Consider the following 15,564-nt stretch of genomic DNA (forward strand, 5'->3'; position numbering starts at 1 on the left):
AACTTTTGCATGAGCGACATGGTCAACTTTTGGGTTGACGATTACAGCTGGTTTACAAACTTTACAGTTTTTATGTAAAGGAACAAGGCTAGAGGGACTTAATTTTTATGGATTAAGGTTACTTCTTTCGGAGAGTGAAAATAATTCAAATCGAATAGATGGTCAAATTTACATTAATATTGAGAGTCCAATTGGTTTATTTGAGTTGATGCCTAAGAAAATTCCATTATTAAACGAATTATCTGAACAGGATCCGATTGAATCTTTAAAGTTGTTATGTGAATTGAGATTAAAACAAATTGTAGATGTTTCTTTAGGTGTTGAAAGTCCACATTTATTCTTAACGTTTGACTCTGGTGAAGTTTTGTTTATATGGGGTCAGAATGAGCAGTACGAGAGTTGGCAAGTAGGGGTTATGGATTCTGAAGAAGGTGAGCATTGGGAAATAGTTGCTTGTCCTAATGATATTTTAGCAATATGGGGACCAGAAGATATTGTAGGTAATATATAATTTCTTTGTAGAACTAATGTGGAGAAGGATTAATACCTTTTTCTGTTGAATACCTTATGGAAGTAAAGGGCAGTTTAGTTGAATAGGCTTGGCATCCATTAAAAAATGGAATCTAGCTAATTTGTCAACTATCTAGATATCCCTTTCGACCCAATAAATTGATTAATTAAACTATTGTGATTATTAAAAAGGGGTATATTAAATATATCTAATATATATAGAAGGGGTGTATAGATGTGTCAGTAAATACCCAAAATCTACCTAATGTTATAAAAAATAAAGGAGGGATGGTTGACCTTAGTGAAGTGGGTAAAGCGTTGGGGGATGCCATTAGAAAACACCCTGAAAAGGCATTAGTTATAGCAGGGGTTTTAGGTAGTTTTTATGTCCTAAAAGATAAAAAAATTAAATTTCATCTTAAAAAACCAGATTTGGAGATTGAATTTGAAACAGAATAAATTTTATTAAGATATGATTTACTTAAGTATATAGCTTTATTTTAGAGTCTCATCTACTAATTTAGTATATACTTGAGAAACTCTACACTTAAATTGTCAGGGGCATTAACCCAAGAAGGATTAATGCCTTTTTAGGTTGAATTTCTTATTGAAGTAAAGAGGCAGCATTCCTGTAATGAATGAAGAATGCGAAGTAAGTTTGTGAAGAAACATACTTAAACAAACAGGGGCGTTGATCCAGGAAGGATTAATGCCTTCTTGTGTTGAACTACTTATAGAAGTAAAGGGCAGTTTAGCGGAAGAAGGAATTTGTATTAACCCTCTCGAATTAGTTCTTTAACCATAGATAGGATGGTGATTTATAATGAGAAATTTGATCATTGGTATTATAGCTTTACTTGCACTTTTTGTATTACTGCCATTTTTCCATATCAATACATCATATTTGATATCATATTCGATTCCTAAAGCAATTGAATGGGCTACAATGTTTATTTTGCCTTGGATATTCTTGTACTGGTTCATTAGATGGGTTAAAAGTTTTGATAATAGATGATGATGTCGTTTATTGTGCTAATGGGCAGTTTAGTGGAAGAAGAATATGTATCAATGTGTTGAATTCTGAAAATTGTGATATCGTTAATTAAACTTAAATTTGAAAGGGGATAGTTCTATGTTTTGTAAGTCACGTCAATTAATATTGGAGTGATTTTTCAAAGAGAAGGAGACATAAAAGTGGAACTTGAAACCGATAGATTAAAAATTATGCCTTGCACAGTAGAAACAGTGCAAATTACTATAGAACAAAATTATGATAATGGACCAGAAGTTTCAAATTACTTGGAGCAGTTAATAAGAGATCCCTCTTTATTATATTGGGGAAGCTGGATTGTTGTCCGTAAATCCGATGATATGGTAATTGGAGATATTGGTTTTAAAGCGAAACCAGACGAAAACAAAGCAGTTGAAATTGGATATGGTTTTCTTGAAGATTATTGGAATAATGGTTATGCTACGGAAGCAGTGGGAGCATTAATAGAATGGGCTTTTAATACATCTAAGGTAGAAAAGGTGATAGCTGAAACGTTACAAGAGAATTATGGTTCTATTCGTGTGTTGGAAAAACTGCATATGCAAAAAGTTGATTTTACAGAAACGATGATTCATTGGGAAATAGCGAAACAAATTTGCTAATAGCAATAATATCAAGGAAAGTTTTCTTGTTATTTCTTTTAATATGGCAAATGCAAAAGATTAAGAAGTATTGCATATAAACTATCGGGGTGTTGATCTAAGAGGGATTAACGCCCTTTTTTGTTGAACTTCTTATGGAAGAAAAGGGCAGTTTAGTGCAAGAAGGATTTATTATCATACATACCGAATTATAGGATTATTGTCTTAGATGGGAGGGTTAATTATGAAGCTGTTGACGATTGTCATTATTATATTTTTAGTGGTTTTTTTAGTGGAAAAAATAATAGAAAAATACTTAGGTGTAAAGAGAAAAGCTATTTCGAAAACACCTGGCAAAAGTATTGATCAATGGGGACGAACGATAATAGTCATTATCTTTTTGTTTTCTTTTATAGTTGCTCTTGCATACGAGGTAGATGCGTTCCTGAAGTGGTATTTTGTTCTATTGCTTACTGTGCTAATGGGCTTTCAAACTATATTGGAGTGGAAGTACATAAAAGAATCAAAACAATATATTTCAACACTTATCAGTTCGATGATCATTATTAGTATCTTGTCGCTCCTTGTTATCCGCTTTTAAAGCTATCGGGGCAGTTTAGCGGAAGAAGCATTTAACCATAAATTAATAGAAAATATAATGTACAGGTAAGATAACAAGAAGGTTACCATATTTAAAGTGGTGATAATATGAATAATAAAACGTTTAAAGGCAGTAATGATTTCGAACACTTGATTAAGCTAATCAACTCAGTTCCCCAAAAACAATCAACTTTGTTAATTGGGATAGACGGCTGTGGAGGTTCAGGGAAAAGCACACTCGCTAGTAAGTTAAAGAGTAAATTATTAAATACAACTGTTGTGCATATGGATGATTTCTATTTGCCTTCTTCACAACTTCTAAAAACGCTTCCGAAGAATAAGCCCGTTGGTGCTGATTATGATTGGAGGCGTGTTTTAAATCAGGTTCTTGAACCCGTAGCTCAAAATAAAGAAGGGCATTACCAGCGATATGATTGGGTAAGGGATATTTTAGCAGAGTGGCATACTGTTCCAGTTGGAGGAATTGTCATAATAGAAGGTGTATACACAATGCGTCAGGAATTTTTCGAAAAATACGATTTTACAATATGGGTTGAATGTCCAAGAGACACAAGGCTTTCACGAGGTATTGAAAGAGACGGAGAAACAGCTCGTGATATGTGGGAGAATAATTGGATGTTATCGGAGGACGTTTATGTTGAAACATATAGACCTTTTGAAAGAGCCGACTTAATAGTAAGTGGTATTGAATAAATATTCTATAGAGCTAAAGGGGCGGGTCACTATTCCATTTCCGTTCGTATCAATACTTGAAATATCACCATTATTGTTTGAGTTAGAATTTGAGATTGAGAGTCAACCGAGGGATTGGCTTTTTTCTCGTTTTCTTTCAGTGCCAGTGTTTTTACTTAAAATAACTTGTAATTTGCAATTAATATAGCTATTCTATTCAAGGAGGATTACTTGCATATTGCAAGTAAATAAAGCAGGCAAGAGGTGATTTTTTTTGCACGATATTCGGAACCTTTTTCAAATCTTTACACGTCGATTTGGGTTTTTAAACAAGAATTGCTGTCAAGCGGAAGGGCATGATATCTCGCTCGTTCAGAGTCATATTTTATATGAAATTGAACATCAGTCATTGCCTTCGATGCAACAAGTGGCTGACACTCTCGGAACGGATATTACAACGTTTAGCCGCCAGGTTCAATCCTTAGTAAAAAGAGGATTAGTGAAGAAAACACCTGATGCAGAGGACCGGCGGATCTATCTACTTTCTTTGACAGAGGAAGGGCAGCGTGTGGCAGCCAATATCAATGAGCAAATGAATGACTATCTTAATCAAGTCTTTGCCGGGATGAGTGAAACGGAAAAAGAAATGGTAATTCAATCCATTCAGCTTTTGAATGAAAATATGAAAAAAACAACAAGATGCTGTTCTGCTCCATTGGGGTAAGATAGCATTTCGTTAAATACTTGCAAAATACAAATAATAGAGTTGATTTTGCGAGACAGATTTACTTGTAAATGCACCTGAGGGTCATAATAGGAGGAAAGCATTTGCTTCATCAATGCTTCTAACACACTTTTAGTAGGGGATAAGAAATGAAAAAAATTGACTTAACTTCTGGGAATGAACTTTCGGTTATCTCTCTTTTGTCTCTTCCGCTAATAGGAAGTTCCTTGCTCCAGTTTCTATATAACTTTATTGACATGATCTTCGTTGGAGGTCTTGGTCCTGATGCGATTGCTGCCGTTGGATCAGCAAGCTTTTTTATAAATTTGGGATATGCGGTTCAAGCAATGATTGTCGTTGGCGGAGGAATAAAAATCGCTCATTCAGTAGGGAGGAAGAATGACGCAGAGAGTGCTTCCTATATTGGAAGCTCTTTGTTATTGAATCTTTTTATTGGCATTATAACCGTATTTGGATTGCTGTTATTTGGAAATCGTCTGTTGGATTTATTGAATTTAAATAATGATGCCGTACAAATAGATGCTTATAAATACCTGGCGGTGTCTGCCTTTATGCTCTTTTTCTCCTATTTCAACACGTTCTTCATTCGAATGTTCAGCAGCTTTGGAAACAATAAACAAAGCTTCTATATCAGTGCCTTTGGTCTTATCTTAAATATCATTCTTGATCCGATTTTTATCTATACATTTAAATGGGGCGTCATTGGTGCTGCCATTGCGACATTGATTTCTCACATTCTTATGTTCATTTTATTTATCTATCTAGCGAGAAGTATTCTGTTCAAGAAGAACATTTTCCAAATACGTTTTCAACAGTTCAAGGAAATCATAGGACTTGGTATTCCGATGTCAATACAACGAATTCTGTTTACCGTCATCAATATCATACTAGCTATCATGATTGCTTCTTATGGAACGGATGCGGTTGCCGCACAAAAAATCGGTCTTCAAATTGAATCGATTACATTCATTGTCATGGGCAGTTTAAATGGAGCGGTTGGCAGCTTCATTGGTCAGAATTTTGGAGCAAAAAAATATAAACGAATCTTAAAAGGGTACCGGGTTAGTCTATTGCTCGGCATATCCTATGCCCTTATAACGAGCATCATCTTTATCTTCTTCTCGGAAGAATTAGCTGGGATATTTACGCGCGATCCTGAAACAATCGCGATTACTTCAGCCTATCTGACAATAATCGGTCTCTCTCAAATATTTATGGCAATTGAAATCATTTGCATGGGTGCTTACACAGGGATTGGTATGCCGAAAATCCCTTCAACGATTTCTGTTATCTTTACGCTAATGCGAATACCTCTAGCCATCTTGCTTATTCCTTCATTAGGGTTGGCTGGGATTTGGTGGAGTATTGCGATTTCGTCATTTGTAAAAGGAATAGTATCCGTGCTCATTTTCAACACAATTTATAGGAGGAAATATCAGCATGCCATTTAATCTCTTCTCTACTCTTTCAAATAAACAGATCTTGGATGTGAATATTGGACTTGAACGGGAGGGGTTACGTGTTACAAGTGAAGGAGCTCTTTCTTTTACAGCGCATCCTGCTGTTTTTGGTGATAAAAAAGAGCATCCTTATATCACGACAGATTTTTCAGAATCTCAAATAGAATTGATTACACCCGTCTTTCATACAACAAACGATGCGGTTGATTTTTTAGACTCCTTATACAATATAGCGGCATTGGAGCTGGGCAATGAATTTATATGGCCCCAATCCATGCCTGCCATCACACCGGAAGTAGAAGATATTCCGATAGCGATCTTCCCTAACCAGGAAAAAGATGAGCAATATCGAGAGTATTTGAGAAACAAATATGGAGGAAAAAAACAACTTATTTCTGGAATTCACATTAACTTCTCCTTAGGAGATGCATTGATACAGACACTCTATACGAAAACCAATCAACAAAAATCCTATCAAGCGTTTAAGCAGGATCTTTATTTAAAGCTTACTCGCAACTACTTACGTTACCAGTGGTTCCTGGTCTATACCCTTGGTGCTTCCAATACGATTCATACAACCTATGAGAAGAAATGCGTAGATACGATGGAAGAAATCTCTCCTGAAACGTATTCGAACAACAAGGCCATATCTTATCGAAATAGCCTTTGTGGGTATCAAAACAAAGAATTCATCGAATTGGATTATTCCTCTCTCGAAAATTATGTGGATTCCATTACAGCTTATATCAACCACGGGGTGCTTAAAGATATAAGGGAGCTCTATACCCAGGTGCGGTTGAAGGGCAAAGGTCCTGTATATTCCACAGAGGATTTACTGCAAGACGGTATTGAGTACGTAGAGCTTCGCACGATTGATATCAACCCATTTGTAAAGAGTGGACTTTCCGTTGCTGATTTGAATTTTATTCATTTATTTTTATTATATTGCATAGAAAAGGACGAGCCGCCATACGAAAAATGGCAGCTAGAAAGTGAGCGGAATATCCAAAAAGCAGCTGTTGAAGGTCAAAATGGGCAGCTTATGCTCCGACAAAATGGCGCAGAGGTTTCCATAAGAAGCTGGGGAAACGAAATCATACAGGACCTGTTAAAAATGAACGAGCAATATGAGCTGCCATTTAAGGAAGTTCTGAAAGCAAAGGAAGACATCATTCACAATTCAGAAAAGACCTATGCCTATAAACTGGGCCAGTTATGTAAAGAAAAAGGGTATATAGAGGCGCATATGGAATTGGCTAAAAAACATAGAGACGCAGCTTTCCGTGAACGCTTCTTATTTAAACCTTATACCGATATGGAGCTTTCAACACAAATACTGCTGAAGGAAAGCGTTAAGAGAGGCATCTCTTTCGGAATCATGGATCGAAAAGAGAATTTTATCGAACTAATAAAAGGGAGCAATGTGCAATATGTCAAACAGGCGACAAAAACGAGCAAGGATCAGTATGTCGCTGTTTTGATCATGGAAAACAAAAGCGTGACCAAGCAGATTCTTAAAAGGAACGGTTTGCATACTCCGGAAGGGGAAGAGTTTTTTGATCTGGCATCTGCTAAAGATTCAATTCACCATTGGGTTAATCGGCCATTAGTTATAAAGCCAAAATCAACAAACTTTGGATTGGGGATTTCAATATTCCCGAAAGGAGCCGGTAAAGAAAGCTTGATTCAAGCATTAAATATCGCTTTCAGAGAGGATTCGGCCGTTCTTATAGAGCCTTTCATAAAAGGGAAAGAATATCGCTTTTTGGTCATTGGAGATGAGACGGTGGCAGTCTTGCATAGAGTGCCAGCCAATGTTACAGGTGATGGAATATCAACCATTCAACAATTAATAGACCAAAAAAATGAAAATCCATTAAGAGGAAGGGGGTATAAAACGCCTCTAGAGAAAATCCAGATTGATGAAAACATGAAGCTTTTTCTAGAACAGCAAAACCTAACAATTGACTCTGTTATACCCAAAGGAGAAGAGCAATATTTACGTGAAAACTCTAATATATCCACCGGCGGGGACAGCGTCGATGTTACGGACATGGTGCCAATCAGCTTCAAAAAAATAGCGGTAGAGGCCTCCAAATCAGTTGGAGCCAATATTTGTGGAGTGGATATGATAGTGGAGGATCTAACTGATGACCACTCCCCATATTCCATCATTGAATTGAATTTCAACCCTGCCATCCACATTCATTCGTATCCATATGAGGGGAAGGAACGAAATATAGCCTATAACATTCTCCAGCTCTTAGAATTAGATTAAGTTTCAGAGATGAAGCCAGTGGGAAACCACTGGCATTTTTTGTGTGCTTTGTTCATAACCATGCCACAGGTGGTTAGCGGTTAAAAAGGATTTATGGGGATTGTGGAGAATATTGAATCATAAGGCATTCTTACAGGGTGGTTACGTGAAAAAAACAATGGCCATCTATCTGCTTCCATTATGTCTCTTCATTTTAGTTGGTTGTACGGGGTATGGCGAGCTTTTAAGCTGCGCTTCTATTCAAGAAAGTGCTGGATACGGCTGTTAACAGCCATGTTTTACAATCAATGATAATCTTAACGATTAAAGAAACAATATGGAGGGGGTGTTATTATTTGCTATTTCTAAACATACCTGTTATTCTTAAGAAGAATTATTTTTGTTCGGTTTCAGATTGAGAAGCGATTTTGATTTTCGTCTAAGGTTTTGAGCAAGGATAGTAATACATTGTGTGGAAACACACTAGGAGGCAACAACTATGGAACAAGGTAAAGTAAAATGGTTTAACGCAGAAAAAGGCTTTGGATTTATCGAACGTGAAGGCGGAGAAGACGTATTCGTACATTTCTCAGCAATCCAAGGCGAAGGTTTCAAATCTTTAGACGAAGGTCAAAGTGTAACTTTTGACGTAGAACAAGGCCAACGCGGCCCACAAGCTACAAACGTTCAAAAAGCTTAATAACAGCTAAGAAAAGACCCTGCCGGTGCAGGGTCTTTTTTATACTCATCTCTACAATTAAAAAAGCCCTATTCAATTATTGAATAGGACTTGTGCAACAAACGTATGAAACTTGTAATAGCAAATGGTAGGCTAAGTATAGCACAGTGATTGAATAATCCCTAATTTAAACGGTTTATTGTCAAAGAGGTGGATTGTCTATTGTTTTTCAATTACTTACGACATAGCTCTGGATCTTTTGTTTTTATATCTGTCATACATAGAGAATGTTTAACAGTTTGAAAACACCCTTTTTATTGATTGAATGTTTGAGGGCAGAACCCGGATAGACACATGGATAGACATCTATTATGAAAGGGAGGTGTCTTATTGTTTGATATTTTCAAATATATCTGTTATTCTTAGTAAGAATTATTTTTGTTCGGTTTCAGATTGAGAAGTGATTTTGATTTTCGTCTAAGGTTTTGAGCAAGGATAGTAATACATTGTGTGGAAACACACTAGGAGGCAACAACTATGGAACAAGGTAAAGTAAAATGGTTTAACGCAGAAAAAGGCTTTGGATTTATCGAACGTGAAGGCGGAGAAGACGTATTCGTACATTTCTCAGCAATCCAAGGCGAAGGTTTCAAATCTTTAGACGAAGGTCAAAGTGTAACTTTTGACGTAGAACAAGGCCAACGCGGCCCACAAGCTACAAACGTTCAAAAAGCTTAATAACAGCTAAGAAAAGACCCTGCCGGTGCAGGGTCTTTTTTTTATACTCATCTCTACAATTAAAAAAGTCCTATTCAATTATTGAATAGGACTTGTGCAACAAACGTATGAAACTTGTAATAGCAAATGGTAAGTTAAGTATAGCACAACGCTTGTATTATCCCTAATTTGGAACCTGTTTAGAAACAAATTTCTCCTATTATAGACAGCTTGTTGAATCTTTCGGTAATGGGAAGAGAATAGTGAAGGAATAAAGGAGGGTGCCTATGAGAACTGAACAAGAGATGATGGACCTAATTTTAGCAACCGCTAAGCAGGATGAACGCATTCGAGCTGTCTATATGAATGGCTCACGGACAAATCCGAATGCGCCCAAGGATTTGTTTCAAGATTATGATGTGGTGTATGTGGTGGAGGAGATAAAGCCTTTCATTCAGAGGCGGGAATGGCTTACTGCATTCGGGGGTCTTTTGATGATGCAGGAGCCTGATAAGAAAGACGGGGTGACTGCGCATGAGGGAGAGAGTTTGGAATCCTATATGTTCTTGATGCTCTTTAACGATGGGAATCGAATCGATCTTCGACTTCAAACGAAAGAGTGCATGCAGAGAGAATACGGTCTAGATAAGCTTACATGCCCTTTATTGGATAAGGATGGTCTGCTCCCCGCTATTCCTGCGCCAACGGATTGTGACTACCATGTCGTAAAGCCGTCGGAGGAGGAATATAATCGGTATACGAATGATTTTTGGTGGTGCTCGCAAAACGTGGCCAAAGGGATATGGCGTGATGAGCTTCCATATGCCAAGCACATGTTTGAACAGACGATGAGGGTACCGCTAGAATTAATTTTTTCCTGGTGGATAGGCATTCAGCATGATTTTCACATTTCTACTGGAAAGCTGGGCAAGTATGTTAAGAATCATCTTCCTAAAGCTTATTGGGAGATGTATGAAGGGACGTATTCTGATTCGGATTATTCAAATATGTGGGAGGCTGTCTTTACCACATGTGAATTGTTTAGAATATTAGCACGGGATGTCGCTGACCATTTTGATTTTACCTATCCATTGGAAGATGATCAGAATATGATGCACTACCTCCAGCGTGTTCGGAACCTGCCTGCTGATGCGGTAGAACTTTTCCCCCATAATAGGTAGTAAGGCTTCCGCCTAAGGGAAGGAAGTGAATAGGGAAGATTGTTAGGAAATTAACTGCCCGATAAACCATGATATGGTTCAACTAATCATCTGTGTGGGTGAGGCTCAACTGATTGAAGTATCACTTTACGGAAGGTATTCTTCTAAACCATAGCGAATAAAGATATGAAATGATGATTTCGAAAGGCGGCAGAGTATGAAATATGATATGGAACCCTTTCATTAACTAATTTCATTATCGGCTCGGCCTCCTCCGTCTATTTAAGGTGTACTTATCCTAAAAATGAGGAGGAGACAATATGGAAGAAGGAAGATTTATCGAAATTCGCGGTAAACAGTTGTACGTTGAGATCAGTGGCGAGAGGCAGAAGAATGTCATCTTGTATTTGCATGGCGGACCGGGTGAGGGGTGCTTTGATTTCACCTATCATCAACTAGAGAGATTCGGGAGTGATTTCTGTGTCGTTGCTTTTGACCAAAGGGGGACATTGAGGTCAGAGGAGATAGACGTACATGAACCATTCGGGCTTGATGATTTAATCGAAGATTGTGAGGGCCTCCGTTGTTATTTTGGAATAGATAAATGGTCCGTCATCGGGCATTCATTTGGAGGCTACCTTGCCTTGCTGTATGCCTCACGGTATCCCGACTCGATAGAGAAGGTAGTCTTCGAGGGGCCGACCTTTGATTTTCGGCTTACGGCGAAGTCGCTGCTGAAGAAAACAGCTGGACTTTGTGCAGAATATGAGTTATTTGATGTTCAGGAGCGTTGCTTGTCTTTGATACGAAATTCATCTATCCGAACGAGAGAGCTTGTAGAAGGATATATGGAGGAGCGGGAGTATCTTGGTGATAATCGAATGCGTGTGTATACATATAATTTTGATGATCTGGCAGATACGAGCGTGTATACAGATACTGAATGGGACTTATTCTATGAACGGTCTGAGGTTCATTATAACCGATTAAGGGATGAGGGAAGGATATTTAAAAACGTGCTGCCATTATTAAAAGAATTAAGCATGCCTTGTTTATTGATTATGGGAGAGCATGATGCTGTGCCTTGTCCGATTCAAATGGATGCTTTCCAAATCGATGTGAGGCTTGGTGAGACGTATATTGTAAGAGAATGCGGGCATACGCCTCATTATGAAGCGGCAGATGAATTTTACAAGGTGGTCTGTGTTTTTTTGAAGGGGGAGAGGAAGGATGAATAAGTTTGCGAAGCTATCCTTGCTAATGGGCGGCTTTAATGCGGTTTTAGCCTTTTTTCTACGCCCAAAAAATGCGGGTCCCTTTTTATTGGGGTTCACCGTCCTTTCATTGATGGGGATTATTTTTGCCTGCCTTTCGAAGAAGTGGTACACCATTCTGGGAGGGATTTTGCTGAATGGTGCTGCGTGGGTGCTCTTTGGTCTTTTGGTGCTAGGAATGGGTATGGGGGAACGGTAATTAAGGATGAAGAAGCTGCCTTGCTGGCGGCTTTTTTTTATTTTTGATACTTATTTCGAATATATAGCTGCCATTTTCATCTTCCCATTGAATAAATTTCTTTCATTCTTCAAAGGTTAGACAATGGAGGTGAAGAATCTTGAACGATAATCAAGGCCAATTGAAGAATAAATATCGGGTACGTAATCAGGAAACGACTTCAAAGAATGGTGATTCTCCTTTGAAGCATATCCCAACAGTAAGCAGCCGTCATGGTTCCAATGTTAAAACGAATGAAGAATAGAAAACAGTTGGATGTAAATAATCTTTGCCCTAATGAAGGAGAAGCAAAATGACAGGATATAGCAGGAATCAGATCCAAGCAAAAATGGAGCAAATTTTTTCTCAAACGTGCGGTGCATTTGAGAATTGTAAGGAAGCCAATATTGAACGTTTCTTATCCAAGTGTTATGAGGAAAGTATCGATCCGCAATATTGCTTAAGCTGGGTATCTGAGCATAACGCAAGAATCCCTGATTGGGATCATTTGTCCAGTATTTCTCAGGAATGGGTTAATGGGCATACCTCATCTGGCTCGGCATTCACAGCATTCAATGATATGGATTAGTGTGACTGTTCATAAAAAGCTGTCCTTTGGGCAGCTTTTTCCCTATTAGCAAAGGGTTAAAATAGTTCATTCTGAATACAGCAGTCGATGAAAAAATCACCGGCTGCTGTTTTGGATGACCTGTTTGAGGAAGCTGACGAGGCACTCAAGCTTGTCTAAATCAATTCGTTCATCCGTATCGTTTTCTGTGTGGAGAACAGACCCCATTAGACTGAAAATCTTAGAGGAGGTGATGGCGATTGCCGGGACTCCTGCTAAAGAGAATAGGGTATGGTCGCCTTGCGGCCAAGGGTCAATTTGTTCTAATTTATACGCGACCGCCGCTTGCGCCACCATTTTCTCTAAATCTTCGGGGCACTCATAAAATGAGTAGGAGATTAAACTGTCCTGCAGACCAGCCCCGTCCACATTAATCGCATATTTGTATGAAGCGGGGGCAGCTAGATAGGACCCGCGATAGACCATTTCACCAATGTTTGAGTAATGATCCTCCCCGTTAAAAAGGACAAATTCGATTTGGTAAGGCAATTCACTTCCTTCTAGTGCGGCTGCAAGTCCTAATAAAACGGCCACACCTGATGCGTTATCGAGCGCTCCAGGAGTTTGGGGCGCTGTATCGATATGGGCGGAGAGGGCGATTTTTTCTGGTCCTTCTCCATAAGTGGCGATGACATTGGCAGCCTTGGTGTTCATGCGAGCTGTGCGCAGAATCAGGTTCGCTGTTTTACCCGTGAGCAGGGCAGGAAGGCAGGACCTTGGTAGAATGGCGCATGGAATGTTAAAATCCCCGTCTTCAATCATTGGGACAAGCTCGCTTGCATCAAGGCTGATGGTCAGAACGGCACATGGGTTCCCGTTTTCCAGCAAGGCGATTATTTCCTGATGCTTTTCAGGATTCCAAAACATAAAACTTTTAGGCATGAGCGGTTCTATGCAGATCTCTCCATATAGGACGACAATTTTGCCTTTGAGATCAGCCTGGCGTAATTGATCGATTGACTGGATGCAGACCAGCTCAGCCTCCGTCTCACAAGGAAGCGTGTATGGAGCAGGAGTGATAGGGATGCTCTCTCCGTCAACATACAGTCTGCCTCCATCATTATGCCAATCGATACAGTCGAATTCTTGGCGCTCCACTGACAGTCCACATGCCTTTAATTCTGAACACGCATATTTCACTGCGGCCTCATTGGGTGCCGATCCTGTCGGGCGAGGGCCGATATCCTTACAAAGCTTGTTTAGGTGCCGTTTAATCTTCTCCCTCTGACTCATCTTGTTTCCCTCCTGACTTATTTATTCAAGGAGCCATCTGTGTGTATGATAGGCTCTTGCATAACTCCACAAAATTCTTTTCCCTAAATAACTCGTTGATAAATACGAATCTTCATCTATTGAGAATTGTTCCATGTTTATTGGATTTTTCATTTGAAAAGTCTATCTTCAACTTGCTCATTCTTCATGATGTGGTCACATTCCTTTCTTTATTTTTGGGGTATACGTGAGTGCTGCTAAATATGTCTGTATTAGGCGGGGGACTCCAATGGCCAAAAATCTTGAAAAGAAAATCATATTCTGTATAATATAAGCATTGTATTATATAAGTGATTGATTATATATAAGGGAGGGGGGAAGGGGATGAATCAATCTGAAGAAATGGCACAGCTGCTAAAAGCCGTAAGTGATTCAAACCGGTTGAAGCTATTGGCCTGTCTAAAGCATGGAGAAGTATGTGTCTGTGATTTCGTTGACATCTTGAATATTTCTCAGCCTGCTGTCAGTCAGCAGTTGAAGAAACTGAAGGATGCCGGAATCATCCTCGAACGGAAGAAGGGCACATGGAAGCATTTTCGCTTGAATGAGGAACAGAAGCCATACATACAGGCAATCATTGATGAGCTTAAGCCAATTGATGTGAATAGCTGCCAGAGTGAATGCTAAGGAAGTGAGGAGATAAAAGTGAAAGAAAAAAGTGTAACCAAAAGGCTGAGCTTCTTGGATCGGTACTTAACCTTGTGGATATTTGCGGCAATGGCACTTGGAGTGTTAATAGCGGTCTGGTTACCAGATTTTAAAGATATATTAGATACGTTTTCAGTTGGAACGACCTCGATTCCAATCGCTATCGGGCTGATTTTGATGATGTACGCCCCATTGGCAAAGGTCCGTTATGAAGAGATGTGGCGAGTGTTTAAGGATTGGAAGGTCCTGCTGCTTTCCTTGTTCCAAAACTGGCTCCTCGGTCCTGTTCTGATGTTTTTCCTGGCTATTCTATTTTTACATGATTATCCGGAGTATATGGCAGGATTAATCATGATTGGACTTGCCCGCTGTATCGCGATGGTTATCGTGTGGAATGATTTAGCGCGCGGTGATCGGGAATATGTGGCAGGGCTTGTAGCCTTTAACTCGGTGTTCCAAATCGTATTTTATTCCGTATTTGCCTATTTCTTCTTAAACGTCCTGCCAGGTGTGTTTGGCATGGAGAACCTAACAGTGGTGATTTCCATTTGGGAAATCGCCAAGAGTGTTCTCATCTATTTAGGAATACCATTTGCGGCAGGGATGCTGACGAGTTACTTAGGGTTAAAGCTAAAGGGAGAGAAATGGTATCAGGAAGCATTCCTGCCGAAGATTTCTCCGCTTACCCTGGTTGCGCTGCTCTTTACGATTATCATGATGTTCTCCTTAAAGGGGGATAAGATCGTTGAGCTGCCTATGGATGCGCTTCGAATTGCCGTTCCATTATTGATTTATTTCTTGATTATGTTTGCGGTGTCTTTCTTTGCATCGAAAAAGGCTGGAGCCAGCTATCCGGTTACGGCTTCATTGTCCTTTACAGCAGCAAGTAATAATTTTGAGCTGGCGATTGCGGTGGCTGTTGCCGTGTTTGGTATTAATAGCGGGGTGGCCTTTGCGGCGGTCATCGGTCCGCTCGTTGAAGTACCGGTATTAATTGCCCTGGTGAATGTTGCCTTGCGCTGGCAGAAGAAATACTTTCGAGATGAAGCATCATTAGATAACTAGGAGGAAG

The 15,564-nt window shown here is 39.2% G+C and carries 18 protein-coding genes; 17 read left to right on the top strand and 1 reads right to left on the bottom strand.

What is annotated here, in order from left to right; genetic code table 11:
- The first annotated feature begins 34 nt into the window (after positions 1-34).
- The 15 genes from ACY8DX_RS04195 to ACY8DX_RS04265 all read left to right on the top strand — a co-directional run bounded on the left by ACY8DX_RS04195 (position 35) and on the right by ACY8DX_RS04265 (position 12,533).
- A complete protein-coding gene (locus ACY8DX_RS04195) occupies positions 35-511 on the top strand; it encodes a hypothetical protein (RefSeq protein ID WP_462406243.1) in 477 nt (158 codons plus the stop codon).
- Positions 512-747: 236 nt separating this feature from the next.
- On the top strand, positions 748-969 hold the full coding sequence (locus ACY8DX_RS04200) for a hypothetical protein (protein ID WP_462406244.1): 222 nt from the start codon (positions 748-750) through the stop codon (positions 967-969).
- Between the two features lie 735 nt (positions 970-1,704).
- The gene (locus ACY8DX_RS04205; RefSeq protein ID WP_462406245.1) at positions 1,705-2,163 is read left to right on the top strand and encodes a GNAT family N-acetyltransferase; all 459 of its coding nucleotides are present in this window, start codon (positions 1,705-1,707) and stop codon (positions 2,161-2,163) included.
- A 223-nt stretch (positions 2,164-2,386) separates the two neighbouring features.
- Positions 2,387-2,743: a DUF4181 domain-containing protein gene (locus ACY8DX_RS04210; protein WP_462406246.1), complete on the top strand. Its 357-nt coding sequence runs from the start codon at positions 2,387-2,389 to the stop codon at positions 2,741-2,743.
- Between the two features lie 107 nt (positions 2,744-2,850).
- Positions 2,851-3,456, top strand: a complete 606-nt coding sequence (locus ACY8DX_RS04215) for a uridine kinase family protein (protein ID WP_462406247.1) — start codon at positions 2,851-2,853, stop codon at positions 3,454-3,456.
- A 253-nt stretch (positions 3,457-3,709) separates the two neighbouring features.
- Positions 3,710-4,159 (top strand): MarR family winged helix-turn-helix transcriptional regulator, encoded by a 450-nt coding sequence (locus ACY8DX_RS04220; RefSeq protein ID WP_049671993.1) that lies wholly within the window; start codon positions 3,710-3,712, stop codon positions 4,157-4,159.
- Positions 4,160-4,308: 149 nt separating this feature from the next.
- Positions 4,309-5,631 (top strand): MATE family efflux transporter, encoded by a 1,323-nt coding sequence (locus ACY8DX_RS04225; protein WP_049671992.1) that lies wholly within the window; start codon positions 4,309-4,311, stop codon positions 5,629-5,631.
- Complete coding sequence (gene gshAB, locus ACY8DX_RS04230; RefSeq protein WP_462406248.1) at positions 5,621-7,918, top strand: bifunctional glutamate--cysteine ligase GshA/glutathione synthetase GshB; 2,298 nt, start codon at positions 5,621-5,623, stop codon at positions 7,916-7,918. Before ACY8DX_RS04225 ends, gshAB begins: the two co-directional genes overlap by 11 nt.
- A 478-nt stretch (positions 7,919-8,396) precedes the next feature.
- Positions 8,397-8,597 (top strand): cold-shock protein, encoded by a 201-nt coding sequence (locus tag ACY8DX_RS04235; RefSeq protein WP_049671990.1) that lies wholly within the window; start codon positions 8,397-8,399, stop codon positions 8,595-8,597.
- A 516-nt stretch (positions 8,598-9,113) separates the two neighbouring features.
- Positions 9,114-9,314, top strand: a complete 201-nt coding sequence (locus tag ACY8DX_RS04240) for a cold-shock protein (protein WP_049671990.1) — start codon at positions 9,114-9,116, stop codon at positions 9,312-9,314.
- 266 nt (positions 9,315-9,580) lie between these two features.
- Positions 9,581-10,474 carry an aminoglycoside 6-adenylyltransferase gene (locus tag ACY8DX_RS04245; RefSeq protein WP_462406249.1) on the top strand — a complete coding sequence of 298 codons (894 nt, stop codon included), beginning with the start codon at positions 9,581-9,583 and terminating at the stop codon, positions 10,472-10,474.
- A gap of 299 nt (positions 10,475-10,773) precedes the next feature.
- A complete protein-coding gene (locus ACY8DX_RS04250; protein WP_462406250.1) occupies positions 10,774-11,691 on the top strand; it encodes an alpha/beta fold hydrolase in 918 nt (305 codons plus the stop codon).
- Positions 11,684-11,926 (top strand): hypothetical protein, encoded by a 243-nt coding sequence (locus ACY8DX_RS04255; protein WP_462406251.1) that lies wholly within the window; start codon positions 11,684-11,686, stop codon positions 11,924-11,926. The genes ACY8DX_RS04250 and ACY8DX_RS04255 overlap by 8 nt, the downstream gene beginning before the upstream one ends.
- A 139-nt stretch (positions 11,927-12,065) precedes the next feature.
- Positions 12,066-12,209 carry a hypothetical protein gene (locus tag ACY8DX_RS04260; protein ID WP_462406252.1) on the top strand — a complete coding sequence of 48 codons (144 nt, stop codon included), beginning with the start codon at positions 12,066-12,068 and terminating at the stop codon, positions 12,207-12,209.
- A gap of 48 nt (positions 12,210-12,257) precedes the next feature.
- On the top strand, positions 12,258-12,533 hold the full coding sequence (locus ACY8DX_RS04265; RefSeq protein WP_462406253.1) for a hypothetical protein: 276 nt from the start codon (positions 12,258-12,260) through the stop codon (positions 12,531-12,533).
- Positions 12,534-12,629: 96 nt separating this feature from the next.
- On the opposite strand, the gene ACY8DX_RS04270 is transcribed toward ACY8DX_RS04265, so the two are convergent.
- On the bottom strand, positions 12,630-13,805 hold the full coding sequence (locus ACY8DX_RS04270; protein WP_462406254.1) for a M28 family peptidase: 1,176 nt from the start codon (positions 13,803-13,805) through the stop codon (positions 12,630-12,632).
- 363 nt (positions 13,806-14,168) lie between these two features.
- On the opposite strand from ACY8DX_RS04270, the gene ACY8DX_RS04275 reads away from it, so the two are divergent.
- Together ACY8DX_RS04275 and arsB are read left to right on the top strand one after the other, a co-directional pair.
- Positions 14,169-14,471: an ArsR/SmtB family transcription factor gene (locus ACY8DX_RS04275; RefSeq protein WP_439803095.1), complete on the top strand. Its 303-nt coding sequence runs from the start codon at positions 14,169-14,171 to the stop codon at positions 14,469-14,471.
- An 18-nt stretch (positions 14,472-14,489) separates the two neighbouring features.
- Entirely contained in the window at positions 14,490-15,557 is a 1,068-nt protein-coding gene (gene arsB / locus ACY8DX_RS04280; protein ID WP_462406255.1) for an ACR3 family arsenite efflux transporter, read from the top strand.
- The last annotated feature ends 7 nt before the right edge of the window (positions 15,558-15,564 follow it).

The organism is Gracilibacillus sp. Marseille-QA3620 (assembly GCF_054950035.1).